General features: G+C 65.7%; 25 protein-coding genes. 9 read left to right on the plus strand and 16 right to left on the minus strand.

The genetic code is table 11. The annotated features are described in order from the left end of the window. Positions 1–31 precede the first annotated feature (31 nt). Both recQ and ROH8110_RS09385 read right to left on the minus strand, forming a co-directional pair. A complete protein-coding gene (gene recQ / locus ROH8110_RS09380) occupies positions 32–2,071 on the minus strand; it encodes a DNA helicase RecQ (RefSeq protein WP_085817485.1) in 2,040 nt (679 codons plus the stop codon). Positions 2,072–2,146: 75 nt separating this feature from the next. Then, positions 2,147–2,434 (minus strand): YggT family protein, encoded by a 288-nt coding sequence (locus ROH8110_RS09385; RefSeq protein ID WP_085817829.1) that lies wholly within the window; start codon positions 2,432–2,434, stop codon positions 2,147–2,149. A 129-nt stretch (positions 2,435–2,563) separates the two neighbouring features. Between ROH8110_RS09385 and ROH8110_RS09390 the strand changes: the two genes are divergently transcribed. The 6 genes from ROH8110_RS09390 (at position 2,564) to ROH8110_RS19000 (ending at position 6,768) form a co-directional block, all read left to right on the plus strand. Then, the gene (locus tag ROH8110_RS09390; protein WP_085817486.1) at positions 2,564–3,100 is read left to right on the plus strand and encodes an acyl-CoA thioesterase; all 537 of its coding nucleotides are present in this window, start codon (positions 2,564–2,566) and stop codon (positions 3,098–3,100) included. A 51-nt stretch (positions 3,101–3,151) separates the two neighbouring features. Then, positions 3,152–4,537: an MFS transporter gene (locus ROH8110_RS09395; RefSeq protein ID WP_085817487.1), complete on the plus strand. Its 1,386-nt coding sequence runs from the start codon at positions 3,152–3,154 to the stop codon at positions 4,535–4,537. Further along, positions 4,516–5,445, plus strand: coding sequence for a penicillin-insensitive murein endopeptidase (gene mepA, locus ROH8110_RS09400; protein ID WP_085817488.1), 930 nt, complete (start codon positions 4,516–4,518; stop codon positions 5,443–5,445). Before ROH8110_RS09395 ends, mepA begins: the two co-directional genes overlap by 22 nt. Positions 5,446–5,809: 364 nt before the next feature. Then, on the plus strand, positions 5,810–6,229 hold the full coding sequence (gene arfB, locus ROH8110_RS09405; protein WP_085817489.1) for an alternative ribosome rescue aminoacyl-tRNA hydrolase ArfB: 420 nt from the start codon (positions 5,810–5,812) through the stop codon (positions 6,227–6,229). A gap of 99 nt (positions 6,230–6,328) precedes the next feature. Then, positions 6,329–6,586 carry a type II toxin-antitoxin system ParD family antitoxin gene (locus ROH8110_RS09410; RefSeq protein WP_085817490.1) on the plus strand — a complete coding sequence of 86 codons (258 nt, stop codon included), beginning with the start codon at positions 6,329–6,331 and terminating at the stop codon, positions 6,584–6,586. After that, the gene (locus ROH8110_RS19000; protein ID WP_085817491.1) at positions 6,583–6,768 is read left to right on the plus strand and encodes a type II toxin-antitoxin system RelE/ParE family toxin; all 186 of its coding nucleotides are present in this window, start codon (positions 6,583–6,585) and stop codon (positions 6,766–6,768) included. Before ROH8110_RS09410 ends, ROH8110_RS19000 begins: the two co-directional genes overlap by 4 nt. Before the next feature lie 189 nt (positions 6,769–6,957). On the opposite strand, the gene pncB is transcribed toward ROH8110_RS19000, so the two are convergent. The 6 genes from pncB to ROH8110_RS09445 all read right to left on the minus strand — a co-directional run bounded on the left by pncB (position 6,958) and on the right by ROH8110_RS09445 (position 14,462). After that, the gene (gene pncB / locus ROH8110_RS09420; RefSeq protein ID WP_085817492.1) at positions 6,958–8,250 is read right to left on the minus strand and encodes a nicotinate phosphoribosyltransferase; all 1,293 of its coding nucleotides are present in this window, start codon (positions 8,248–8,250) and stop codon (positions 6,958–6,960) included. A gap of 100 nt (positions 8,251–8,350) precedes the next feature. After that, positions 8,351–9,346 carry a helix-turn-helix domain-containing protein gene (locus ROH8110_RS09425; protein WP_085817493.1) on the minus strand — a complete coding sequence of 332 codons (996 nt, stop codon included), beginning with the start codon at positions 9,344–9,346 and terminating at the stop codon, positions 8,351–8,353. A gap of 57 nt (positions 9,347–9,403) precedes the next feature. Further along, positions 9,404–9,970: a sarcosine oxidase subunit gamma gene (locus ROH8110_RS09430; RefSeq protein WP_085817494.1), complete on the minus strand. Its 567-nt coding sequence runs from the start codon at positions 9,968–9,970 to the stop codon at positions 9,404–9,406. After that, complete coding sequence (locus ROH8110_RS09435) at positions 9,963–12,914, minus strand: sarcosine oxidase subunit alpha family protein (protein ID WP_085817495.1); 2,952 nt, start codon at positions 12,912–12,914, stop codon at positions 9,963–9,965. Before ROH8110_RS09435 ends, ROH8110_RS09430 begins: the two co-directional genes overlap by 8 nt. After that, entirely contained in the window at positions 12,911–13,198 is a 288-nt protein-coding gene (locus ROH8110_RS09440; protein WP_085817496.1) for a sarcosine oxidase subunit delta, read from the minus strand. Before ROH8110_RS09440 ends, ROH8110_RS09435 begins: the two co-directional genes overlap by 4 nt. Before the next feature lie 13 nt (positions 13,199–13,211). Then, complete coding sequence (locus ROH8110_RS09445; RefSeq protein ID WP_085817497.1) at positions 13,212–14,462, minus strand: sarcosine oxidase subunit beta family protein; 1,251 nt, start codon at positions 14,460–14,462, stop codon at positions 13,212–13,214. Between the two features lie 88 nt (positions 14,463–14,550). Between ROH8110_RS09445 and ROH8110_RS09450 the strand changes: the two genes are divergently transcribed. Together ROH8110_RS09450 and ROH8110_RS09455 are read left to right on the plus strand one after the other, a co-directional pair. Then, positions 14,551–15,528 (plus strand): GlxA family transcriptional regulator, encoded by a 978-nt coding sequence (locus ROH8110_RS09450; protein ID WP_245962807.1) that lies wholly within the window; start codon positions 14,551–14,553, stop codon positions 15,526–15,528. Between the two features lie 109 nt (positions 15,529–15,637). Then, positions 15,638–16,357: a type 1 glutamine amidotransferase gene (locus tag ROH8110_RS09455; protein WP_085817498.1), complete on the plus strand. Its 720-nt coding sequence runs from the start codon at positions 15,638–15,640 to the stop codon at positions 16,355–16,357. 75 nt (positions 16,358–16,432) lie between these two features. On the opposite strand, the gene zapE is transcribed toward ROH8110_RS09455, so the two are convergent. Beyond that, positions 16,433–17,497, minus strand: a complete 1,065-nt coding sequence (zapE, locus tag ROH8110_RS09460) for a cell division protein ZapE (RefSeq protein WP_085817499.1) — start codon at positions 17,495–17,497, stop codon at positions 16,433–16,435. 132 nt (positions 17,498–17,629) lie between these two features. Here zapE and ROH8110_RS09465 point away from each other — a divergent pair, with 132 nt between their 5' ends. Next, positions 17,630–18,874 (plus strand): MFS transporter, encoded by a 1,245-nt coding sequence (locus ROH8110_RS09465; RefSeq protein ID WP_085817500.1) that lies wholly within the window; start codon positions 17,630–17,632, stop codon positions 18,872–18,874. Positions 18,875–18,878: 4 nt separating this feature from the next. On the opposite strand, the gene ROH8110_RS09470 is transcribed toward ROH8110_RS09465, so the two are convergent. From ROH8110_RS09470 to fghA, 7 genes are all read right to left on the minus strand, one after another. Next, positions 18,879–19,805, minus strand: coding sequence for an alpha/beta fold hydrolase (locus tag ROH8110_RS09470; RefSeq protein WP_085817501.1), 927 nt, complete (start codon positions 19,803–19,805; stop codon positions 18,879–18,881). Next, on the minus strand, positions 19,802–20,719 hold the full coding sequence (locus ROH8110_RS09475) for an ornithine cyclodeaminase family protein (RefSeq protein WP_085817502.1): 918 nt from the start codon (positions 20,717–20,719) through the stop codon (positions 19,802–19,804). Before ROH8110_RS09475 ends, ROH8110_RS09470 begins: the two co-directional genes overlap by 4 nt. Continuing rightward, the gene (locus ROH8110_RS09480) at positions 20,716–21,336 is read right to left on the minus strand and encodes an HAD family hydrolase (RefSeq protein ID WP_085817503.1); all 621 of its coding nucleotides are present in this window, start codon (positions 21,334–21,336) and stop codon (positions 20,716–20,718) included. The genes ROH8110_RS09475 and ROH8110_RS09480 overlap by 4 nt, the downstream gene beginning before the upstream one ends. 4 nt (positions 21,337–21,340) lie before the next feature. Continuing rightward, positions 21,341–22,306 carry a DMT family transporter gene (locus ROH8110_RS09485; RefSeq protein WP_085817504.1) on the minus strand — a complete coding sequence of 322 codons (966 nt, stop codon included), beginning with the start codon at positions 22,304–22,306 and terminating at the stop codon, positions 21,341–21,343. 133 nt (positions 22,307–22,439) lie between these two features. After that, positions 22,440–22,898 (minus strand): YaiI/YqxD family protein, encoded by a 459-nt coding sequence (locus ROH8110_RS09490; RefSeq protein ID WP_085817505.1) that lies wholly within the window; start codon positions 22,896–22,898, stop codon positions 22,440–22,442. Further along, entirely contained in the window at positions 22,895–24,337 is a 1,443-nt protein-coding gene (gene sthA / locus ROH8110_RS09495; protein WP_085817506.1) for a Si-specific NAD(P)(+) transhydrogenase, read from the minus strand. The genes ROH8110_RS09490 and sthA overlap by 4 nt, the downstream gene beginning before the upstream one ends. A 4-nt stretch (positions 24,338–24,341) precedes the next feature. Continuing rightward, on the minus strand, positions 24,342–25,175 hold the full coding sequence (gene fghA, locus ROH8110_RS09500) for an S-formylglutathione hydrolase (RefSeq protein WP_085817507.1): 834 nt from the start codon (positions 25,173–25,175) through the stop codon (positions 24,342–24,344). Between the last annotated feature and the right edge of the window lie 30 nt (positions 25,176–25,205).

Below are 25,205 nucleotides of genomic sequence, written 5' to 3' on the forward strand. Positions count from 1 at the left end.
GGGGTTTCCTGTGTTTCGGTTCGGGGCTGATTTAGTCCGCCCCGTGGAGAACGTCCAGAAAGGCGGGGCCGAAACGTTCGGCGCGCCGTTCTCCAAGGATGCGGGCCAGCCCTTCGAGATCGCTTGGGCGCGAGGAGGCGACACGCGCCAGCACCGAGGCCGAGCAGCTGAGCGGCTTGTCGATGCCCGCCTCGCCACGCGACAGATCGGCCTGCACTTCCAGCAGGCGATCATAGAGCGAGCCCGCGGCGCGACCTGCCAGCTTGCGGCGGGTCGGGTGCATGGCGGCGGCCTCGCCATTGATGACCGTGAGGAAGGCATCGCCATAGCGTTCGAGCTTCTTGGCGCCCACGCCGCTGATGCGGGCCATCTCGTCAAGGCTGGCGGGGCGGGTTTCGGCCATCTCGATCAGAGTGCGGTCGTTGAAGACCACGTAGGCGGGCACCTTGGCGGCCTCGGCCAAAGCGCGGCGCTTGGCCTTGAGCGCCGAAAGAAGCGGCGCGTCCTCGTCCGAGACAAGCGCCTTGGCGGCAGGGCGCTGCGATTTCGACACCAGCGTGTCGCGGCGCAAGGTGATGGAGTCTTCGTCACGCAGGATCGGGCGGGCGCGGTCGGTCATCCGCAGCGCGCCGTGGCGTTCTGGGTCGGGGCGCACGAGATCATGGCCCATCATCTGGCGGAACACGCCCTGCCATGTGCGCCGGTCCAGATCGCGCCCGACCCCGAAGGTGGGCAGTGAATCATGGCCCCGGTCACGCACCTTGTCGGTCTCGTTGCCGGTCAGGATGTCGATCAGGTGCCCGGCGCCGAAACGTTCCTCGGTGCGCAGGATCGCCGAAAGCGCCTTGCGCACCGCCAGCGTGCCGTCGAAGGTTTCGGGCGGGGTGTCACACAGATCGCAATTGCCACAGGGCGTGGCTGTTTCGCCGAAATAGCGCAGCAACGTGGCGCGGCGGCATTCCAGCGCCTCGGCCAGACCCAGAAGCGCGTTGAGGCGGCCATGATCGGCCATACGGCGTTCGGGGGGCGCCAGCCCCTCGTCGATCTGGGCGCGGCGCAGGCGGATATCGTCGGGGCCGAACAGCGTCAGGGTTTCGGCCGGTGCGCCATCGCGCCCGGCGCGGCCGATTTCCTGGTAATAAGCCTCGATCGATTTGGGCAGGTCGGCATGGGCCACCCAGCGGATATCGGGCTTGTCCACGCCCATACCGAAGGCAACCGTAGCAACCACGATCAGCCCGTCATCGGTGTTGAACCGGGTTTCCACGTCGCGCCTGTCCTGCGGCTCCATCCCGCCGTGATAGTGGCAGGCGTTGTGGCCGGATTGGCGCAGTGCGGTTGCAAGGCTTTCGGTGCGCGCGCGGGTGCCGCAATAGACAATGCCGGACTGGCCCTTGCGGGCGGCGGCGAAATCCATGATCTGCTTGCGGGGGCTGTCCTTGGGCGCGAAGGCAAGGTGGATGTTGGGGCGGTCGAACCCGCGCAGGAAGCTCTGGGGCGGCTGGCCATCGAACAGCTTTTCGACGATCTCGACCTGGGTTTCGGCATCGGCAGTGGCGGTGAAGGCCGCCAGCGGCACATCGAGCGCGCGGCGCAACTCGCCGATCCTGAGGTAATCGGGGCGGAAATCATGGCCCCATTGGCTGACGCAATGCGCCTCGTCCACAGCAATGAGGCTGACGCCGATCCGGCGGAGCATCCCCATCGCGGACCCGGCGGCCAGGCGTTCGGGCGCGATGTAGAGCAGCTTGAGCCGGCCTGCCTCCAGCGCCTCCCAGACCGCGGCGGTTTCCTCTTCGGTATTGCCCGAGGTGAGCGCGCCGGCCTCGACCCCGGCCTCGCGCAGGGCGCGCACCTGGTCGCGCATCAGCGCGATCAGCGGCGATATCACCACGGTCACACCGTCGCGCAAAAGCGCCGGAAGCTGGAAACACAGAGATTTGCCGCCGCCCGTGGGCATGATCGCCAGCACGTTTTCACCGCGCGCCACGGCCGTCACGATGTCTTCCTGCCCGGGGCGGAAGGCATCGAATCCGAACACGTCGCGCAAAAGCGTGGCAGCGCCTGGCATTTAAGTCCTGCAATTCTTGTCAATCTGCTCTGGGCAGGACTTTTTCACAGTCGGATTCGGGGAACAAGGGTTCTGTCAGTAAAACGCCATCATGTTGTTCGTCAGGATGATGCGCAGGGCATAGACCGCGATCAGCGCGACCAGCGGCGCAAGGTCGATCCCCGACATAGGCGGCAGGATGCGCCGGATGGGCCGGTAGAGGGGCTCGAGCAGGCGGTTAAGCATGTCCCAGATGCGCGCCACGAATTCCTGATGCAGGTTGAGCACCTGGAAATTGATCAGCCAGCTCATGATCACATGCGCGATGATGAAGAACCACAGCACGTCGAGGATCAGCATCAGGATCTGGAAAATGGATTGCATCGGCTTGCCCTTCGTCACGAAACGCCCAAGACGTAAGCGCGCCCGCCCGAAAGCGCAAGTCTGACGCGGGGTTGCGGTTGACGCCGCCGCCCGTGACGATGAAAACCCCGATCAGCAAGGAGAGCTTTCATGTATCCGTTTCTGCGCATGGTCTGGCAGATGTTCAAACATCGCAACGACCCGCCGCTTCCGCTGACCGGCACCCACGAGTCGCGCCATATCTGCATGCCCTGGGATATCGACCTGTGGATGGAGCTGAACAACGGGCGCACCCTGACGCTGTTCGATCTGGGGCGCATTCCACTCGCGCAACGCGTCGGGCTGATCCCGGCGCTCAGACGCAAGGCCTGGGGGCTGGTGGTGGCGGGCGGATCGGTGCGTTACCGGCGCCGCATCCGCGCGTTCGAGACGATCGACATGCGATCGCGCGCCGTTTGGTGGGACGACAAGTTCATCTATATCGAGCAATCCATGTGGAAAGCCTCGGGGGAATGCGCGAACCACATCCTGCTGCGCACCGCCGTGACCGGTCGTGACGGGATCGTTCCACCGCAGGACGTCATGGCCGAAACCGGTCAGGAGGCCGCCTGTCCCGAAGTGCCGGACTGGGTGCGCGCCTGGATCGAGGCGGACAACACGCGGCCCTGGCCGCCGATGCAGGAATAGCTTGCAAGCCCGCGCGCCAGCCTGTCATATCGGCACCAACGAGGGTTGAGTATGCCGGGCATTTCACAGCGTAAGCGTATCTGGGGGTGGTTCTTTTTCGATTGGGCCAGCCAGCCTTATCACACCCTGCTTGTGACCTTCATCTTCGGACCGTTCTTTGCCGCGACAGCGGCCGAGTATTTCATGAATACGGGGCTGAGCGAGAACATCGCGGATGCCCGCGCGCAAAGTCTCTGGTCGCTTTGCCTGACGATAACGGGGCTGGTGATCGGGCTTGGCGCACCGATGATGGGGGCGCTTGCGGATACCACCGGTCGGCGCCTGCCCTGGATCGTCGCATTCTCGGGGCTTTACGTGATCGGAGCCACGGGGCTTTGGTGGACGCTGCCGGACGGGTCGAACATGTGGTGGGCGCTTACCGCTTTCGGGATCGGCTTCATCGGGGCGGAATACGCGCTGATCTTCATCAACTCGCAATTGCCGTCGCTGGGGTCGGACGAGGAGGTCGGCGCGCTGTCGGGTTCGGGCTTTGCATTCGGCTATGCCGGGGGCGTCCTGTCGCTGGCGATCATGCTGCTTCTGTTAGTCGAGCAGCCCTCGGGCAAGACGCTGATCGGGCTGGATCCGGCCTTTGGCTTTGACGCCGCGCAGAAGGAGGGCACGCGCTTCGTCGGCCCCTTCGTGGCGCTGTGGTATGCGCTGTTCATGATCCCCTATTTCCTCTGGGTACGCGATGTCGGCCCGCCCGCGCAGGGCAAGGGCGTGGGCGACGCGGTGCGCCTGCTGGTCAAGTCGGTGAAGGCGCTGCGCAAGCGGGTGAGCCTTTCGGCCTATCTGGGATCGTCGATGATGTATCGCGATGCGCTGAACGGGCTGTACGGCTTTGGCGGCACCTATGCGGTGCTGGTGTTGAACTGGAATATCGTTTCGGTCGGGATATTCGGGATCGTCGGGGCAATCTCGGCGGCGCTGTTCAGCTGGGTCGGCGGGCTGGCGGACCGCGCCTTTGGCCCCAAGCCGGTGATCATCACCGCCATCTGGGCCCTGATCGCGGTGTGCGTCACCGTGGTGGGCATGGATCGCAGCCAGATCTTCGGACTCTCGCTGGAGGCGGGATCACGCCTGCCTGACATGGTGTTCTTTGGCTGTGGCGTGCTGATCGGCGGTTTCGGCGGCACGCTTCAGGCGGCCAGCAGATCATTGATGGTGCGCCATACTGACCCCGCCGCCCCGACCGAGAGTTTCGGGCTTTATGGATTGTCGGGGCGCGCCACGGCCTTTGTCGCGCCGGCGCTGATCGGGACGGTGACGGCCATGAGTGGAAGTGCGCGCATCGGAGTGTCTCCGGTGATCGGGCTTTTCCTGATCGGCCTTGTGTTGTTAATCTGGGTGAAATCGGAAGGGGACAAGGAAACATGGTCCGTTACCTCAGACTGATCGCCGCGGGGCTGGTTCTTGCCGGGTGCAGCGCGCCGCCCGCACAGCAACAGACCGGCGCCACCCGGCAGGTCGTGTCCACCCAGAACATCCCGCCCGCCATGATCGGCGTCCACGCCAAGCAGCTGTTCGGCAAGCAGGGCCGGTCCTCGCGCCAGGGGGCGGAACCCTTCGGAACCTATGCCAACGGCTGCCTTGCAGGGGGCGCCCAGCTGGCCGAGAGCGGCCCCACCTGGCAGGCGATGCGCCTTAGCCGGAACCGCAACTGGGGGCATCCTGAAACAATTGATTTCATTGAAAAACTATCGCGCGCCGCAGCCGCACAACCGGGCTGGAGCGGGCTATACGTGGGCGATATGAGCCAGCCGCGGGGCGGGCCGATGCTGACCGGGCATGCCAGCCACCAGATCGGGATGGATGTGGATATCTGGATGCTTCCGGCCAAACGGTTGAACCTGAGCCGGGCGGAGCGGGAATCGATCTCGTCGATCTCGATGCGGCGGGCGAAGGGGGCCTTCACCAATGACAGCTGGACCCGCGCGCATCATGAGATCCTGAAGGCGGCGGCGCAGGATCCGCGCACGGCGCGGATCTTCGTTTTCCCCGGCGCAAAGGTCAGGATGTGCAAGGACGAGACCGGCGACAAGAGCTGGCTGCGCAAGGTTCGCCCCTGGTACGGGCATCACTATCATTTCCATGTCAGGCTGAAATGTCCCGACAATGCAAGGGGTTGCGTCAATCAGGACCCGCCGCCGCCGGGCGATGGCTGTGCCGATGCGCAGGAATGGGTGGACAATATCCTGAACCCGCCGCCGCCCGATCCGAACGCCCCCAAGCCCAAACCGCGCCGGGAACTGACCATGAAGGACCTGCCCGCGCAATGCGTGGCGGTCTTGCAGGCAGAGTAACCATATGCTGCGGAAAAATCCGCGCGGACCACTTCATTTTGTTTTGACAAACAAAAAATCTGTGTCACGCTGAAGGTGAGTTCAACAAAGCGAAAGGAGGTGGTCCAGTGTCTATAAAGGGATTGGAGCGAGGTGCCGGGACAGTTCGGGAGGTTGCGACCTAGGGCAGACCCTGGGGAGATGACCCCACGAATTGGTGAGTCTAACCGGCCCACCTCCGCTAGCCTTTAGGGGGCCGTTCCGGGATCGGAACGGCCCTTTGAGTTGTGTACGATTTGTCCGTTTTGTACGCTGGTTTTGTACCCTTTTCGGGGCAACGGGCAGATAATCTGTACAAACCCCGGAATCGAGGGCCAAAAGCGCGATGAAAGTCACCGACCAGATCGAGATCGAGGACTGGGAACTGACCGAACAGTTCGTCCGGGCCAGCGGCCCCGGCGGGCAGAACGTGAACAAGGTGTCCACGGCGGTGGAGCTGCGTTTCGAGGCGGAGCGTTCGCCGCATTTACCGGATGCTGTCAAACGGCGGTTAAGACGGATCGCGGGACGGCGATGGACCAAGGATGGCGCCTTGGTGATCCAGGTCGAGGAGACGCGCAGCCAGGCACGCAACCGCGAGATCGCCCGCGAGCGGCTGGCCGAGCTGATCCGCAAGGCGCTGGAGAAACCCAAGCGGCGGGTGCCGACGCGCCCGACTCTCGGGTCGAAGAAACGGCGGCTCAAGGCCAAGAAGGTGCGCGGCGAGGTGAAAGCGCTGCGCGGCAAGGTGGATGGCGAGGAGTGAGGTTGCGGGGTGTCGGGCTGAAGTCCGCCCTTAGGGTGTGATGGGCAGATTGAACGAGATACCAAGGATTGGTATATTCCCGCGCAAAGGAGACTGCCCATGGCGCGCAACACCTCGGTCGTGCTGAGCGATCATTTTAACGAATTCATAACCAAGGCGGTGGAGAGTGGCCGTTACAGTTCGGCCAGTGATGTTGTGCGCGCGGGGTTGCGGATGTTGGAGCGGCAGGAAATGGAGCTTGAGTTCAACCGGCTGAAAGCCAGCCTCGAAGAGGCGGACCGACAGGCCGGGGCCGGTGAAACGGTGGATGTCGAGCTTGAAGGCTTCCTTGCGTCCAGGCGCGACAAGCCGACGTGACACGGTATCGCCTGACGCGACAGGCGAAGGCGGATCTGGACGGGATTTGGGATTATTCCAGCGCACGATGGGGGCCGGACCAGGCCGACAGGTATGTCGGCAATCTGTTCGCCTGTTTCGCGCGGGCGGTTGAAACGCCCGAGGCGGGGCGTGATCGGTCGGGTTTCGTGCCGGGGGTGTGATCCATGCAATCAGGGGGGCACCTGGTATTCTATCGGCAAACGGAACAGGGCGTCGTGATCCTGCGGATCGTCCATGAGGCGCGGAACTGGGCGGCGCTTCGGTTCGCGGATGGGTTGGGGTGATGGGGCAGGGGTGCGCCGCCTACGCCCCCGCGCTGCGCGTGACAGTTGGTGAGAGGCGGCCCCTGCCTAAACCACAACCTCCATCGCTTCCTGCTCCCCTACCCCGAACACACGTTTGTAGCGGGCGATCTCGTCCTCTGGTCCCATGGCCTTGCGCGGGTTGTCGGAGAGTTTGACGGTGGGGCGGCCTTCGGCGGCGACGGCCTTGCAGACGAGGGAGAAGGGCGCGAGCGCGTCGCCGGTCGTGAGGCCGCGGAAATCGTTGGTCAGCAGCGTCCCCCAGCCGAAGCTGAGTTTGACGCGGCCGTGGAACTGGCGGTGGAGGTCGATGATCTTTTCCTCATCAAGCCCGTCGGAGAAGATGATCAGTTTCTCGCGCGGATCCTCGCCGCGGTCCTGCCACCAGCGGATCGCCACCTCGGCGCCGGTGGCCGGGTCGCCTGAATCGATGCGGATCCCTGTCCAGCCGGCCAGCCAGTCGGGGGCGTTCCGCAGGAAGCCTTCGGTGCCGTAGGTGTCGGGGAGGATGATGCGCAGGTTGCCCGAATGCTCGTCCTGCCAGTCGGCCAGCACCTTGTAGGGGGCCTCGGCCAGTTCGGCGTCGTCCTGGGCCAGTGCGGCGTAGATCATGGGCAGTTCATGGGCGTTGGTGCCGATCGCCTCGAGGTCGCGGTTCTTGGCGATGAGGCAGTTGGAGGTGCCGACGAAGCCCTTGCCCAGCCCCTCGCGCATGGCCTGCACGCACCAGTCCTGCCAGAGGAAGGAATGCCGCCGCCGCGTGCCGAAATCGGCGATGCGCAGCCCGTCGAGCGGGCGCAGGCGTTCGACCTTTTCCCAGAGCTTGGTCATGGCGCGGGCATAGAGCACCTGAAGCTCGAATTTCTTCATGTCGCCCAGCACGGCGCGGGCGCGCAGTTCCATCAGCACGGCGAGGGCTGGAATTTCCCAGAGCATGACCTCGGGCCAGGCGCCCTCGAAGGTCAGCTCGTATTGGCCATCGCGGGTTTCGAGATGATAGGGCGGCAGGCGGAGGGCCTCGAACCATTCCATGAATTCGGGCGTGAACATCTGGCGCTTGCCATAGAAGGTGTTGCCCCTGAGCCAGGTGGATTCGCCGCGCGTGAGCGAGAGCGAGCGGATATGGTCGAGCTGTTCGCGCAGTTCGCCCTCGTCCACCAGCTCGGCGAGGCGGACCGATTTGCTGCGGTTGATGAGGCTGAAGGTGACCTGCGTGTCGGGCTTGTTGCGAAACACCGACTGGCACATCAGCAGCTTGTAGAAATCGGTGTCGATCAGGGAGCGGACGATCGGGTCCATCTTCCAGCGGTGGTTATAGACGCGGGTGGCGATGTCGACCATGCCGGCCTCCGGGGCAAAAGGGTTCCGGGGGGTTAAAGCAAAGGGGGGGAGGGCTGGCAAGGGGCGGCGGGTGACCGCGCGCCCCGTGGCCGGTGCCGGATCAGGCGGCGGCGCAGCCGGAAAAGGCGTGGCGGCGGACCTGATCGGGCATCTGGCCGTATTTGCGGTGGAACCACTTTTTCATCAGCGTGACGTTGGAGAAGCCGCAGGCGACCGAGACTTCGTTCATCGGCAACGAGGTCTGCGCCAGCAGGCTGTGAGCCCGGTCAAGGCGCAGGTCGCGATAGACCTTGAGCGGCGTCTGGCGCAAGAGGTCGCTGAAGCCGCGCTCGAGCTTGCGGGGCGAGACCGCGAGGATATCGGCGATCTGGCCGACGGTCAGGGTGTCTTCGAGGTGGTCGAGCATGATCTGGAGCGCGTCCGAGATCACCTCGTCGCCCTGGGCCATGCGCTTGTAGCGCCAGTGTTCGCCGACAAGGGCCTCGGCCTCGGGTTCGCTAAGGCCGAGATAGCGCGAGAGGGCGGCGCGGGTGAATTCGCCGTCGCGCGCGCCCACCAGTTCGACCATCATGCGGATCGCGGCCGCCGGGCTGATGGCGCTGGAGAGGGCCTTGTGATGGCAGGTGGCGCTGCTGCTGAGGTCCAGGCCGCGGCCCAGTTCCTCGACACCGGGGCGGAAATTGGGATGCACGACAAGGCGGCGCGCACCGAGGACACCGGCGGCAAGGGGCACGAAGACGGCGGAGCCGACGACGCAGACACGCGCGGCGTTGCGGATGCAGGCGCGCAGCGCATCGAGGCGGAGCGTATCGGGGCGCCAGGGGGTTTCGGTGCCGCCGATCAGCACGAGCGTCTGATCGGGGCCGCAGATCGGGCCGTCCATCGGGCTGCGCTCGCTGGCGCAGATATGGGACCAGCCATAGCTGTCCTGCCCGAGAAGCCGGTTGGCGGAGCGCAGCACGTCGATACAGGCCTCGGCGGCGAAGGCGACCGAGGAATCCTGACTGAGGAACACGAATTCACCCGACAGGCTGCGGCGGGCATTGAGCGGGCCGGAAACGGCAGGCTGGGCGGTCTCAAGGTTTTCAAGATACATGGATGATCTTCCTTTCCCTTATATGACACGGAGCCCTGAATCCGCGTGGTTTCCTGTTCAGATCGTGTTTTCGATCGAGGTTTCGACGGCATGGAGGAACGATCCTGCCGAGGAACTGGCCGACAGGAGCAGGAAGCTGTCCTGCCCCGTGCGGATGATGAGAACGCCCAGATGCTCCATCGCGGTGCGCGCCGCATCATCGACGGCGAAGGCGCTGTCATGGAGGTCAAGCGGGCAGATGCGCTCGAGCGCGGCGCGGGCGGGCGGGCCGGTCAGTTCCAGCCCGGTCCAGACATCGGTCTGGTCGGTGGTATAGGCCGCGCCATTCAAGCGGTCGGCGACGACGCGCTCGGCATCGGGTGTGGCGTGGGTGAAGATCACCATCCCCGCATCCGGGCCAAGGCGCACCAGCCGCGCGCCGTCCTTGGTGCAAACCGATTTGCCCGGTGCGGGCAGTGCCGCACCATAAGCGGATTTGATCGCCTTTTGCGCGGCGTCCTCGCCGCCGAGCGGGAGCGCCAGCGACACCAGCGCAAGATCGGCGGGCGAGGTCAGGCGCAGATCGCCGAAGGTCTTGTCGTGGCCTGCCAGCGGCGGGGCGGATGTGAGGGTGAAATCAGGCACGCAGACGCTCTCCTTCGGGGTCGATGAAGTGGGCGGAGACGATCTCGACCTCGATCTCGCCGGTCTTGAGGGGATTGACGGCGCGGATGATCTCGCCCTGCCGGGTGTCGCCGCTTTTTACGAAGCCGAGGCCGATGGAATGACCGAGCGAGGGCGAATAGGCGACGGAGGTCATCCAGCCCTGATCGTTATCCATGGTGGCATCATCGCCGCGATTGATGAAATGCGACCCCGCAATCAGCTTGTCGGCGCTGTTCACCGGGCGCAGGCCCACGAGCTTAACCGCGTCGTCGCGGATCATTTCGGGGCGCTGGCTGAGGACGTTGCCGATGCATTCCTTTTTCTGGCTGACCATGCGGCCCATGCCGAGGTTATGCGCCGTTGTCTGGCCGTTGAGTTCATTGCCCGCCGCGTGGCCCTTTTCGATGCGCATGACGCCCAGCGCCTCGGTGCCGTATGGCACGGCGTCGAATTCGCGGCCCGCCTCCATCAGCACATCCATCATGGAATGGCCAAAGCGTGCGGGCACGGCGATTTCAAAGGCCAGTTCCCCGGAAAAGGATATGCGGAACAGCCGCGCGGGCGTACCGCCGCAGACGGTGATCTCGGCGCAGCCCATGAAGGGGAATGCCTCGTTCGAGATGTCGTGATCGCTATCCACCACCTTGCGCAGGAGGGCGCGCGAGTTCGGCCCGGCGACGGCGAATTGCGCCCAGCCGTCGGTGGTCGAGATGAGATGCACATCCATGTCCGGCCAGAGGCACTGGCGCGCGAATTCGAGTCGGCGGAAGACCAGCACCGCGTTGGCGGTGGTGGTGGTCATGACATAGTGGTTTTCCGCAAGCCGCGCCGTGGTGCCATCGTCATATGCGATGCCGTCTTCGCGCAGCATGAGGCCATAGCGCACCTTGCCCACGGCGAGCGTCGCAAAGCCGTTGCAATAGACCTTGTTGAGGAATGCGCCCGCGTCGCGGCCCTGGATGTCGATCTTGCCGAGGGTGGTCACGTCGCAGATACCGACCGATTGCCGGGTCATCAGCACTTCGCGGTCGACGCTGTCGCGCCAGCCCTGTTCGCCGGGGCGCGCATACCACTGGGCGCGCAGCCAGTTGCCCGCCTCGACGAAGGTGGCGCCGTTGGACCTGGCCCATTCATGCGAGGGGGTGAGGCGGAAGGGGCGGAAATCGCGCCCGCGCGCGCGCCCTGCCAGCGCCCCGAGCGGCACGGGGGTATAGGGCGGGCGAAAGATCGTGGTGCCGGTTTCCGGGATCGTCTTGCCGGTGCATTCAGCCATGATCGCAAGCGCCGGGATATTGGCGGTCTTGCCCTGATCGGTGGCCATGCCGAGAGTGGTGTAGCGCTTGAGATGCTCGACCGAGCGGAAGCCCTCCTGATGGGAGAGTTTCACGTCCTTCACGGTCACGTCGTTCTGCTGGTCGAGCCAGGCGCGCTTGGTGCTTTCGCGCACATACCAGAACGGGGCGCTTTCGCGCGGTTCGTCCTCGGCGCGCGGGGCGGCGGCCCGGACGGGCTTGAAGCCCAGTTCCTTGATCTGCGCATTGGCGGTGGCGCGGCCCTCGGCCAATGCGGCCGCCAGTGTCAGCGCGCCATTGGCGGCGCCGGCCACGGCCATGCCGGGGGGCAGCGTGCCGCCGGGCACGAAAGCGTTGATGTCGTCGCGCCATGCGGGGCGGCCGCGCTGATGGCAGGTGAGGTGGACATTGGGGTTCCAGCCGCCCGAGACCGCAAGGCCATCGACCGGGATCATCTGGCCGTCGGTCAGGGTGACGGATCTGACCCCCTTGCGCCCCGCCGTATCGACAACGCCCGCGGCGCGGATGTGGCGGATACCAGGCAGGTCGATCGGGGGAAGGGCATCGCGGCTGTCGATCACGGCGGGCACGTCGATACCGGCGGCGGACAGGTCGGCGGCGGTGCGCCAGCCATCGTCGTTATTGGTGAAGACCGCGATCCGCTGGCCGGGCGCCACGGCGAAGCGGTTGACATAGGCGCGCACGGCCCCCGCCAGCATGATGCCGGGGCGGTCATTGTTGCCAAAAGCGATGGGGCGTTCGGTGGATCCGGCGGTCAGCACGGCACGGCGCGAATAGATCCGCCAGAGCACCTGGCGCGGTTTGCCGCCCGGATCGAACAGGTGATCGGTGCAGCGTTCCAGCACGCCATAGACCCCGTGATCATAGGCGCCATAGACCGTGCTGCGCGTCATCAGGCGCACGTTGTCCATCGCGCCGAGTCGGGCGACGGCCTCGGCCGCCCAGTCTGCGCCGGGCTTGTCGTCAATGGAGAGCGTTTCGGCGTTGAGCCTGCCGCCGGGGGTGAAATCCTCGTCCGCGAGGATCACCCGCGCGCCCGCGCGCCCCGCCGCCAGCGCCGCTTCGAGCCCGGCAGGCCCGGCGCCGATCACCAAGAGGTCGCAATGGAGAAAGCCCTTGTCGTAGCGGTCGGGATCTTCCTGCATCGAGAGGCGGCCAAGCCCCGCCGAGGCGCGGATCACCGGCTCATACAGCTTTTCCCAGAAGGCGCGCGGCCACATGAAGGTCTTGTAATAGAAGCCCGCCGCAAGGAAGGGCGACAGAAGGTCGGTGGCGGCCATCAGGTCGAATTCGAGCGAACCGCGGTGGTTCTGGCTGGTGGCGGAGAGACCCTCGAAAAGCTCGGCCGTGGTGGCGCGGGTGTTGGGCTCCTGATGGGCGCCCGAGCGCAGTTGCACGAGCGCGTTGGGTTCCTCGGACCCCGCCGTCAGGATGCCGCGCGGGCGGTGGTATTTGAACGAGCGCCCGACAAGGCGCTGACCATTGGCCAGGAGCGCCGAGGCGAGCGTGTCGCCGGGGTGGCCCTTCATCGCCTTGCCGTTGAAGGTGAAGGTGATGTCGGTGCCGCGGTCGATCTGGCCGCCGTCCTTGATTCGGTGTTGCTGGGTCATGCGCTGCGCCCCCGGCTGCGGGCCACGTCACGGGCCAGTTCGACGGCGGTGATTTCATGCGTGGTGGTGTCGCGGGTCACGACCAGCCACGATCTGTCGCCCTGCTCGTGATACCAGAGCTCCTTGTGAGGCCCTGCGGGGTTGTCGCGCAGGTAGCCGTAATCGTGGAAGGCGGTGAGCGCGTCCTCGGCCTGCCAGTCGGGGCGGTCGATCAGCGCGGCATCGCCGAGATAGACGAATTCGGCGGCGTCGCGGGGGCCAAGAAGAGGGTGGGGAATGATCATCGGTGATGCCTTCTCAATGCAGGTTGGGCTGGTTGCCCTGCCCCTTCTCGTCGATCAGGTTGCCGGTCATGAACCGGTCGAGGCGCATCTGGCTGGCGGTGGGATGCGGCACGTCGCGCGCCAGCAGATGCGCGTAGCAGAAGCCGCTGGCCGGCGTGGCCTTGAAGCCGCCATAGCACCAGCCGCCGTTGAAATAGAGCCCGTCGATATGGGTCTTGTCGATGAAAGGGGAGCCGTCCATCGACATGTCCATGACGCCGCCCCAGCTGCGCAGGAGGCGGGCGCGGCCGATCATCGGCATGATCGCCATGCCGCCTTCGGCCACGTCCTCGACCACGGGCAGGTTGCCGCGCTGCGCATAGGTGTTGTAGCCGTCGATATCGCCGCCGAAGACCAGCCCGCCCTTGTCGGACTGGCTGACATAGAAATGCCCCGCGCCAAAGGTGACGACGCCGGGCAGAACGGGTTTCAGCCCTTCGGTGACGAAGGCCTGGAGCACATGGGATTCGATCGGCAGGCGCATACCGGCCTGTGCCATCACCCGCCCCGAAGAGCCGGCGACGCAGACCGCGACCTTGCGCGCGCGGATCGCGCCGCGGCTGGTCTGGACGCCGGTGCAGGTGCCGTTCTCGATATCGAAGCCCGTCACCTCGCAGTTCTGGATGATGTCGACGCCGCGGGAATCGGCGCCGCGGGCATAGCCCCAGGCCACGGCATCATGGCGCACGGTGCCGCCGCGACGCTGGTAGAGCCCGCCCTTGATCGGAAAGCGGGCATTGTCGAAATCGAGGAAGGGCAGTTCGGCGCGCAGCTGCTCGGCATCGGCAAGTTCGGCATCCGCCCCGGCGAGGATCATCGCGTTGCCGCGCCGCACATAGGCGTCGCGCTGCGCGTCGGAGTGAAACAGGTTCAGGATCGACCGCTGGCTGACCATCGCATTGTAGTTGAAATCCTGCTCGAGCCCCTCCCAGAGCTTGAGCGAAAGTTCATAAAAGGGTTCGTTGCCGGGCAGGAGATAGTTCGAGCGGATGATCGTGGTGTTGCGCCCGATATTGCCCGAGCCGAGCCAGCCCTTTTCCAGCACCGCCACATTGGTCAGGCCGAATTCCTTCGCGAGGTAATAGGCCGTGGCCAGCCCGTGCCCGCCGCCGCCGACGATGACGATGTCGTATTCGGGCTTCGGATCGGGCTCGCGCCAGACGGGTTTCCAGCCCTTGTTGCCGGTCAGCCCCTCGCGGAGGATGCGGAAAGCGGAGTAGCGCATTGGCATGAATCCCATTGCTCGCGTTCAGTCCAGCCTGACGGCAACGGCGCAATTGGACTTTTCTGAAATGGACGGATACATATCCAGAATGGACGAAATCAGCGCGAAACCGACAAAACCCACCCCGAGCGCGGTCACGCGGCGAATCGGTGTGCTGCCGGTCCCCGGATTCGCGATGATGTCCTATGCGTCGCTGGTGGAGCCGATGCGCGCGGCGAACCTGCTGGCGGGGCGGACTCTTTACGACATGGTGAATTTTGCCACCTCCGCGGCCCCGGTACCGAGTTCCGGCGCGGCGGTGGTGATGCCGCAGGCGATGGTGGGCGATGCGCAGCAGCTCGATTACCTTTTCGTGGTCGCCGGGGGCGATCCGACACGCTACGCCGACCGGGCGGTGATGAACTGGCTAGCAAGGCTCGCGCGCGAGGGCGTGCCGCTGGGCGGTGTCTCCGGCGGGCCGATCATCCTGGCGCGCACGGGGCTGATGGCGGGGCGGCGGATGACGGTGCATTGGGAACATGCCGCGGCGCTGGCGGAGATCTCGCCGCACCTGGCGATCGAGCGCACGCTTTACGTCATCGACCGGGACCGCGTGACCTGCGCCGGGGGCACCGCGGCGATCGACCTCATGCATGCGCTGATCACGCAGCATCACGGCGCGGATTTTGCCCGCCAGGTCAGCGACTGGTTCATGCATACGGATGTGCGCCCCTCTGTCGGGCCGCAGCGCGCCGGGCTGGTCGAGCGTGTCGGCACGACGGCGCCCGCCATCCTGGACGCGGTGGCGGCGATGGAGGCGCATGTGGGCGAGCCGCTGACGCTGGCGCGGCTGGCGGGGTTCGCCAGCCTGTCGCCGCGCCAGCTCAATCGGCTGTTCACCGAGAAGCTGGGCCGCTCGACCATGCGCTATTACCGGGAGCTGCGACTGGACAAGGCGCAGAGCCTGTTGCGCAATTCGCCGCTGAGCCTGACCGAGATCGCGCTGGCGACGGGATTCGCCAGCTCGTCGCATTTCTCGCGCGCCTATTCGGAGCGCTACGGGCGCTCGCCCTCGTCCTATCGCTAGTGCGAATCCGGCATCGCGCGCGTGGTTTGCGCAAGGCCGAGAGCGGGCGCTTGCCGCCGCGCGGCGGCGGCCCTAGGCTTGGCGAAACCTGAGCCGAAGGAGGCCACGCATGCGCATTCTGGTCCTGCAACACGCCACAACCGAACATCCCGGTATCTTCCGCAGGTTCCTGGCCGAGGATGGCCACGACTGGGACGCGGTGGAACTGGACAAGGGCGCGGCCCTGCCCGACATCGACGGCTATGACGCGCTTTGGGTGATGGGGGGTCCGATGGACACCTGGCAGGAGGATGCGCATCCCTGGCTGGCGGAGGAGAAGGCGTTTATCCGCGTGGCGGTGGAGGAGCGCGGCCTGCCCTATCTGGGCCTGTGCCTTGGGCATCAGTTGCTGGCCGAGGCGCTTGGCGGCGCGGTCGGCCCGGCCGAAAACCCCGAGGTGGGGGTGATGGATGTGCACCTGACCGAAGCCGGGGCGAGCGGCGTGCTGTTCGACGGGCTGCCAGAGGTCTTTCCGGCGTTGCAATGGCATGGTGCGGAAGTGACTGCCCTGCCGCCCGGCGCGCAGGTGCTGGCGACATCGCCCGCCTGCCCGGTGCAGGCGATGAAATGGGGCACGCGGGCCTATTCGACGCAGTTTCACATCGAGGTCGAGCCCGACACGGTGGAGAACTGGGTGGCGATCCCGGAATATGCCGAGGCGCTGGAAAGCACGCTTGGCGCCGGTGCCGCGGAGCGGCTGAGCGCGGATTGCGACGCGCGCATGGAGCGGTTCAACGAGATGGCCGAGCGGCTTTATATCAACTGGCTTCAGGCGACGGCGAAAACCTGAGAGGGATGCGGGGGGCGCTGCCCCCGTCGCCGCAGACGGCGACTCCCCCGGAGTATTTCGGGCAAGATGAAGGGTTCAGTCCTGCGCCCAGTCGGCGGATTGCATTTCACGCAAGCGGCTGGCGGTGCGTTCGAATTCAAAGCTGCCCTCGCCTTCGACATAAAGATATTCGGGTTCGGCGGCGGCCGAGCAGATCAGGCGCACGCGCGCCTCGTAGAGCGCATCGATGAGGGTGACGAAGCGTTTGGCCTCGTTGAAGTTGGAGCGCCCGAGCCGGGGGATGTTTTCAAGCATGAGCACACGGGCGGCATCGGCCAGGGCGAGGTAATCGGCGGGGCCGAGCGGGCGGCCGCAGAGATCATAGAAGCTGGCGCGCGCCACGCCGTTACGGAAGGCGGGGATTTCGACCGCGCGTTTCTGCACATGAAGCACATGGGGCGGCGTGTCCTGGCCATCGGTGAGGTCGTCCCAGAGCGCCTGCATCTGCTCGCGCGTTTCGGGGCCGAGGGGCGTGAACCAGGTGGGGCTGCCGGCCAGCCTGTCCTGCCGGTAATCCGTGGGGCTGTTAATCTCATGCACCACCATGCGGGTCTTGATCAGGTCGATGAAGGGCAGGAAGAGCTGCCGGTTGAGCCCGTCCTTGTAGAGGTCATCGGGATGGCGGTTGGAGGTGGTGACGACCACGATCCCGGCATCGAAGAGCGACTGAAACAGGCGCCCGACGATCATCGCGTCGGTGATGTCGGTGATCTGCATCTCGTCGAAGGCGAGCAGGCCGAGGCCATCGGCGACGGAGGCGGCCACGGGCGCGAGCGCGTCTTCGACGCCCTTCTGGCGGGCGGCGTGCATCCCGGCGTGGATTTCCTGCATGAAGGCATGGAAATGCACCCGGCGGGCGGGCACCGGCACGGTTTCGACGAAGAGGTCCATCAGCATCGACTTGCCGCGCCCCACCCCGCCCCAGAGGTAAAGCCCCTTTGGCGGTTCGGGCGCGCGGCGGAACCAGCCCTTGTGCGCGGCCCGGGCGGCCAGCCCTGCGCGGATGCGGTCGAATTCGGGCAGCGCGGCCTGTTGCGCCGCGTCGGGCGTCAGGTCCCCGGCGGCGGTCAGGCGGGCGTAGTGATCGGTCAGCGTTTCCATGGAGCGACGCATAGCGCGCCGTGGCGCGCAAGGAAAGCGGTGCGCGGATGGTGATGGGAGGCATCACAATGGCTGAATTGACCGGGGCGGGGTTTCTTCTAATGTGGCCGTGCGCAGAACAGGATCACCCAGATGGACAGGCAGACGCCGCTTTTCACACCGGTTCTGATTGCGGGTTGCGCGATCATTCTGGTTTCTTTTGCGATCCGGGCGTCCTTTGGCGTGTTCCAGATCCCCATCGCCGAGGAATTCGGCTGGCTGAGGGCCGAGTTCAGCCTGGCGATTGCCATTCAGAACCTGGCCTGGGGGATCGGGCAGCCGATCTTCGGTGCGATTGCCGAGAGGATCGGCGACCGCAAGGCGATCGTGATGGGGGCGGTTGTCTATGCTGCGGGACTGGTGCTGTCGTCCTTTGCGGTCTCGCCCGAGGCGCATCAGCTTTACGAGATCCTGGTGGGGTTCGGCATTGCGGGCACCGGCTTTGGCGTGATCCTGGCGGTGGTGGGGCGGGCGAGTTCGGATGAGAACCGCTCGATGAGCCTGGCGATCGCCACCGCCGCCGGGTCGGCGGGGCAGGTTTTCGGCCCGCCGGTGGCCGAGGCGCTGCTGGGATGGATGAGCTGGCAGATGGTGTTCGTGGTCTTTGCGGGCGCGGTGCTGATGGTGCTGGCCTTCCTGCCGCTGATGCGCGCGCCCGAACCGGCGAGCCGCGTCGAGATCGAGGAGAGCATGGGCGAGATCCTGAAACGGGCGTTTCGCGATCCGTCCTATACGCTCATTTTCCTCGGCTTCTTCAGCTGTGGTTATCAGCTGGGATTCGTGACCGCGCATTTCCCGGCCTTCGTGACCGAGATGTGCGGCCCGATCGCGCCGGGGGGGGCGCTGCATGCGGTGGGGATCACCACCACATCGGCACTGGGGGCGATCGCGATCGCGGTGATCGGGCTGGCCAATATCGCCGGGACGCTGACGGCGGGCTGGCTGGGCAAGCGCTATTCCAAGAAATATCTGCTGGCAGGGGTATACGCCGCGCGCACCGTGGTTGCGGGGACGTTCATCCTGGTGCCGATGACGCCGACCAGCGTGCTGCTGTTTTCGGTGGGGATGGGGGCGTTGTGGCTGGCGACGGTGCCGCTGACATCGGGATTGATCGCGCATCTTTACGGGCTGCGCTATATGGGGACGCTTTACGGGATCGTGTTCTTCAGTCACCAGCTGGGCAGTTTCATGGGGGTCTGGCTGGGTGGGCGGATGTATGACGTTTACGGCGATTACACCATGGTCTGGTGGGTCGGCGTGGGGGTCGGCGCGTTCTCGGCGCTGGTGCATCTGCCGGTGAAGGAGGCGCGCACGACGCCGGCGCAACTGGCGGCGTGAGACGCTAGCGCAGCAACAGCACGTCGAGCAGGTCGAGCACCTCGCGGTCATGGGTATAGGCGATGGCGTGGCCTGCGCCCTCGACCACCTCCTGGCGGGCGTTGCGGTTCCATTCGGCAAGGCGGCCGAGACCGGAGATCGGGATCACCTCGTCCTCGCGCGCCCAGATGGCGAGCACCGGCAGGTCGGTGTCGGCGATGGCGCGATGCGCCTCGGCCATGTCACCCGAAAGCGCGTGGCGCAGGGACGAAAGCACCGCCGGGCGAAAGCCGCGCCAGCGCAGTTCATCCTGCTGACGGTCGACCACATTGTCGATGCTGCTGTCGAGGCCGCGTTCGGATTCGGTCGTGCTGCGGAAGGAATGGCCATAGGCGAGCATGAAAAGCCAGCGCCCGAAGCGGTCGTAATCGACCACGAGCCGTGCCACCGGACCCAGGTCATGGCCCATCCCCGCAGGCGCGAGCAGCACGAGTTGGCGCAGCCGCGACCCATGTTTGCGTGCGAAGGCGGCGGCGACGGCGCCGCCCATCGAGTAGCCGATGAGAGTGATCCGCTGATCGACCCCGAGGGCATCGAGCAGGTCTTCGAGCTGCGCGACGAAGAACGCCGTGTCCTGTGTGCCGCGCGGGCGGTCTGAATAGCCGCGCCCGTAGAGATCGTAGAGCAGGACGCGAAAGCCGAGCCGGGCGAGCCCTTGGGCGATCGGATGCCAGACATAGGAGGGGGTGGTGAGGCCGTGGATGCAGACAATCACCGGGCCGTCGGCGGGGCCGATCCACTCGTAATGGGTCTGCCCACGCGGCAGGTCCGCGAATTGCCCGGGCGCGGTGGCACGGGCGGCGCCGCGCATGGCGGGGCGCAGCGCCTCGGCGAGGACGGGCGCGGCGATGAGCGCCGCGACCGTCAGGATCGCAAGCGCCCACCAGATCATCGCGCGCTCTGCCAGGCGTCGAGGATGTAGCGGCTGGTCATGAGATCGAGATGCGCGCCGCCGCCGTTCTTGAAGAGCGTGATCTCGTCATCGCCGGTGCGGGTGAAGCCCGAGGGCGAATAGTGATCGGCGATCAGGTCGTCGCGGCTGATGGTGCCCGCTTCGAGCGGGATCTTGATCTCGCCGATATGGCCGACGGTCGTGTCGTAGCTGTCCACGAAGACGCGCGCGCGGGTGAGCGCGGTGTCATCGACCTCGCGCATGTCGGGACGGTATGCGCCGATCACATCGATATGCTGGCCGGGGCGCAGCCATTCGCCCTTGAGGATCGGGTCGGTGGACATGGTGGCGGAGGTCACGATGTCGGCGTCGCGCACGGCGCGTTCGAGGTCATCGGCAACCCGCAGGCCGGGGCAGGTTTCGGCCATGGCCTCGGCCTTGGCACGGGTGCGGTTCCAGACCCGGAAACGGGCGTTGGGGAAGGCGGCGGAATAGGCATCGAAAAGCGAGTGCCCGACCGTGCCCGCGCCCACGATCAGGATGTTCTCGCTGTCGGGGCGGGCCAGTTTGCGCGCGGCATAGAGGCTGTCGCCCGCGGTTTTCCACTTGGTCACGAGGTGAAAATCCACCAGCGCCGCCAGCGTGCCGCCCGCATCGTCATAAAGATTGACGGCGCCATTGATCATCGGCGCGCCCTTGGCGGGGTTGCCGGGGAAGATCGTCGCCGTCTTCACGGCCATGCCCAGACCGTCGATCCAGGCGGCGCGATTGAGCATCGTGTCGCGGTCGCGGTAGAGGAAATTGTCGGCGATCTCGGCCTTGGGCAGTTTGTGCCCGGCCTCGAACGCGTCGCAAAGCCCGAGCCAGTCGAGATGTCTTTCGCCTTCGTCAAAGGGGATGATGGTGATCGTCATGCGGCCTCTTTCCTGGTCAGCAACCCGTGTTCAACGAGAGTGTGCGCCCATAGTTCCGGCCCGTCAAACAGGTGGGTGCGCCAGCCGCGCGCACGGGCGGCGGCGATGTTCTCGTCACGGTCGTCGGTGAAGAGGAGCGTTTCGGGGGCAAAGCCGCAATCGGTTTCGACCGCTTCGTAGATCGCCGGGTCGGGTTTGACGAGGCACATTTCGCCCGAGATGTAATGGCGGTCGAACTCTGACAGGAACGGGAATTGCGCGGCGCTGAGGGGGAAATTGCGGGCGCCGAAATTGGTCAGCGCGAAGACCGGCACGCCGCGCGCCCTGAGCGCGCGCAACAGGCGGACGCTGTGGGGAATTTCGGGGCGCGCGATGGCGTTCCATTCATCGCGGAAGAGACGGATCTCGTGCTGCCAGTCGGGATGGGCCAGCGCGGTTTCCTCGATCGTGTCGGCGAAATCACCGCCCGCGTCGATCCGGGTCATCATCGCATGCACGTCGAAGGCCGCGAACAGCGAGGCGGCGCGATCCGCGCCGATGCGCTCGGCCAGGCGGCGTTCGGGTTGCCATTCGATCAGCACGTTGCCGATGTCGAAGATGACGGCGTTGATACTCATGTCTCTACCTTCTGCGGGGGGCCTTGGCGACGAGCGTGCGGCCCTTGGCGGATTCGCGCCAGATCATGTAAAGCCCTGAGCCGACGATCAATGCAATCCCGATCCAGGCGGTCGGGGCGGGCCAGGTGCCAAAAACAGTGACGCCCCAGATGATCGCCATCGGCATCGCGATATATTCAAACGGCGCGGCGAAGGCGGCTTCGGACAGGCGGTAGGCCTGGCTGATGAAGAGGCCGCCGAAGACGCCGGTGGTGCCCAGCATGGCGAAGATCGGCCAGTCGCCCGGCGCCACCGGCCCCCAGGGGCGCAGGAGGAATTCGAGCGACGGATGGCCGGAGCCCGCAAAGCCGCCGTGACCGAACATTGCGCCGAACAGCAGACTGGCGACGATGAAGGTGGCCTGGATGTAGAAGGCCATCGTAGCCGCGCTTTCGGTGCCGCCGATCTTGCGCGCGAGGATATGCATCACCGCATAGAGCGTGGCCGCTGCGACGGGCAGAAGCGAGGCAAGCTGAAACGCCGTGGTGCCCGGCTTGACGATGACCAGCACGCCGAGGAAACCGACGCCGATGGCCGCCCAGCGCCGCGCGCCGACGGTTTCGCGCAGGAAGATCACCGAGAAGATCGTGATCACCAGCGGTGAGACGAAGAACACGGCGACCGCATCGGCGATCGGCATCGCCGCCAGCCCCAGAAACAGGCACATGTTGGCGAAGACCACGCAGAGGCCGCGCAGGAGGTGCATCCTGAGCCGCCGGGTGCGGATCACCGTGAGCCCGCCGCCGAAGGGCATGATCAGCGCGCCGAACACGCACATGGCGATCATCGCGCGGATGAAGATCACCTGGTGCAGGGCGTAGCGGTCCGAGAGGAACTTGATGCCCATGTCGTTGACCGAAAAGCACAGCACCGCCGCGATGGCGCAAAGCGCGCCCATCAGGTTGGATCGCGATGTGGTGGCGGTGGTCATGAATATCCGAGGCTGAAACTGCCCCGCCAGATGAGAGGAGGGCGCAGGTTTTGTAAACCCCCCGGCCGGGCGAAGATGGCGGCGGAGGATCCGAGTATTTCCGGCAAGATGAAGGCGGGGATGTGCGAGGGCGTCAGGTGCGGGGTGGCCTTGCGGCGGCGCGCACGGCTTTTTCGAGGGCTTCCAGAAAGCGCGAGCGGTCGGCCTTGGTGAAGCCCTTGCCGCCACCCTGGCGGAACGGGTCAGCGGCGCGCAGGTCGGCCATGAGGTCGCGCGTGGCCAGCACGTTGCCGATATTGGCCGCCGTCAGCGCCTCGCCGTTATGCTTGAGCACCTGGGCGCCGGATTCGACGCAGCGGGCGGCAAGGGGGATATCGCCGGTGATGACCACATCGCCCGGACCGGCGCGCTCGGCGATCCACATATCGGCCACGTCGGGGCCGTCGGGCACGATCACGGTGTCAACGAGGGGGTTGGGCGAAGGGCGCAAACCGCCATTGGAGACGATATGGACGCGCAGGCCGTGCCGGGTGGCGACCTTCTCGACCTCGGATTTGACCGGGCAGGCATCGGCGTCGACATAGATGCTCACGATGTCGTCTTCCGGATCGAGCTGCCGTCGCGCCGGACCTTGTATTCCTCGGGAATGGGCATGCGGTTGAAGGCGTCGAGACCGGCGATCTTGTAGGCCTCGGCGAGGGTGGGATAGTTGAAGGTGTTCTGAACGAAGTAGTCCACGGTGCCCTTGAGATTCAGCACCGCCTGGGCGATGTGGATCAGCTCGGTCGCGCCTTCGCCGACGATCTGCACCCCGAGAACGCGGCGGGTCTTGAGCGAGAAGAGCATCTTCAGCATGCCGTGTTCGAGACCCATGATATGACCGCGCGAGGTTTCGCGGAAGCGCGCGACGCCGACCTCGTAGGGGATGCCGCGTTCCTGCATTTCCTCTTCGGACATGCCGCAGGTGGAGATTTCGGGCACCGAGTAGATGCCATAGGGGAACCACGGGCTTTCGGGCAAGGTGGGCGTGTCGAGCGCGTCGCAGGCGGCGACGCGGCCCTGTTGCAGCGAGGTCGAGGCCAGCGAGGGATGGCCGATCACGTCACCGGCGGCATAGATATGGGGCACGTCGGTCTGGTAGGTCTTGCGGTCCACCGACAGCCGGCCGCGATGGTCGGCCTTGAGCCCGGCGGCGTCGAGATTCAGGCTTTCGGTCGCGCCCATGCGTCCGGCGGCGAAGAGCAGCATTTCAGCGCGGACGTGGCGGCCATTGGCGAGGCTGACTTCGACATGCTCGCCGCAATCCTCGATCTTGTCGATGGCGCTGCCGAGGCGCAGGTCGACGCCGTTCTCGCGGATCTGGTGTGTGAAGTCCTGGATCAGGGTGCGGTCGATGAAATCGAGGAAGCTGTCACGCGGCTCGATCAGGGTGATGCGCACATCGAGCGCCGAAAACATCGTCGCGTATTCCACCCCGATCACGCCCGCGCCCACGACGATCAGGCTGCGCGGAATACGGGCGAGTTCGAGAAACTCATCGCTGTCGAGGACGGTGGTGCCGTTGAATGGCACATCGTCAGGGCGATAGGTGCGGGTGCCGGTGGCGATCAGGAAGCGGTCGGCGGTGAGAAGGGTCTTGTCGCCCGCCTCGGTGGCGACCTCGATCTCGTGGGGGCCGGTGAAGCGCGCCATGCCGCAAAGCGTCTCGACATGGTTGCGGTTGAACTGGTGTTCCAGAACATCGACCTCGTAATCGAGCGTCTTGTGCAGGCGCGCCTTGAGGTCATTCGCGCCGATGTCTTCCTTGACCCGGTAGGAGCGGCCGTAAAAGCTGCGCTCGCGCCAGCCAGAGAGGTTCAGCACGGTTTCACGCAGGGTCTTGGAGGGAATGGTTCCGGTATGCACCGAGACCCCGCCCAGGCGGTCCTTGCGATCCACCACCAGCACACGGCGCTTGAGCTTGCCTGCCTGGATGGCGGCGGCGCGGCCCGCGGGGCCGGAGCCGATGATGACGAGATCGTAATGGGACATGCGATCAGCCTGTGTAGAGCGCCTCGGCATGGAAGGCGACGTGGTCTTCCATGAAGGTCGAGATGAAGTAGTAGCTGTGATCGTAGCCCGGCTGCATGCGTAGCGTCGCCTGCTGGCGCCGTTCGGCGCAGGCGGCAGCGAGGGCCTCGGGGCGAAGCAGGTCAAGGAACTGGTCGCTGGTGCCGGTATCCACCAGCACTGGCCCGTCAAAGCCGCGTTCACGCATGAGATGGCTGGAATCATGCGCCGCCCAAAGGTTTTCGTCATCGCCCAGATAGGCGGCGAACTGTTTGCGGCCCCAGTCGCTGGCGGTGGGGTTGCTGATCGGCGCGAAGGCCGACACGCTGGTGAAGCGCCCCGGCAGGGACATCGCCAGCGTCAGCGCGCCATGCCCGCCCATCGAATGGCCGGTGATGGCCTGCCGGTCGCCGTCGATCGCGAAATTGTTGAACAGGACGCGGGGCAGATCCTCGGCGATGTAATCCCACATGCGGAAATGCGGCGCCCAGGGGGATTGCGTGGCGTTCACGTAAAAACCTGCGCCCTGCCCCAGATCGAAGGCATCGTCATCGGCCACGCCCTCGCCGCGCGGGCTGGTATCGGGGAAGACGAGCGCGATGCCGTGTTCGGCCGCCCAGCCCTGCGCCCCGGCCTTGGTCATGGCGTTTTCATGCGTGCAGGTGAGGCCCGAGAGATACCACAGCACCGGAACCGGGCCGTCCTCGGCCTCGGCGGGGAGGAACAGGCCGAAGGTCATCTGACAATCGGTGGCCTGCGATGCGTGGCTGTAGACGCCCTGCACACCGCCGAAACAGGCGTTTTCCGATAGGATCTCCATTGGCGCGTTCCCTTCTGATGGTCAGTATCG

This window comes from Roseovarius halotolerans (genome assembly GCF_900172255.1).
GTDB lineage: Bacteria > Pseudomonadota > Alphaproteobacteria > Rhodobacterales > Rhodobacteraceae > Roseovarius > Roseovarius halotolerans.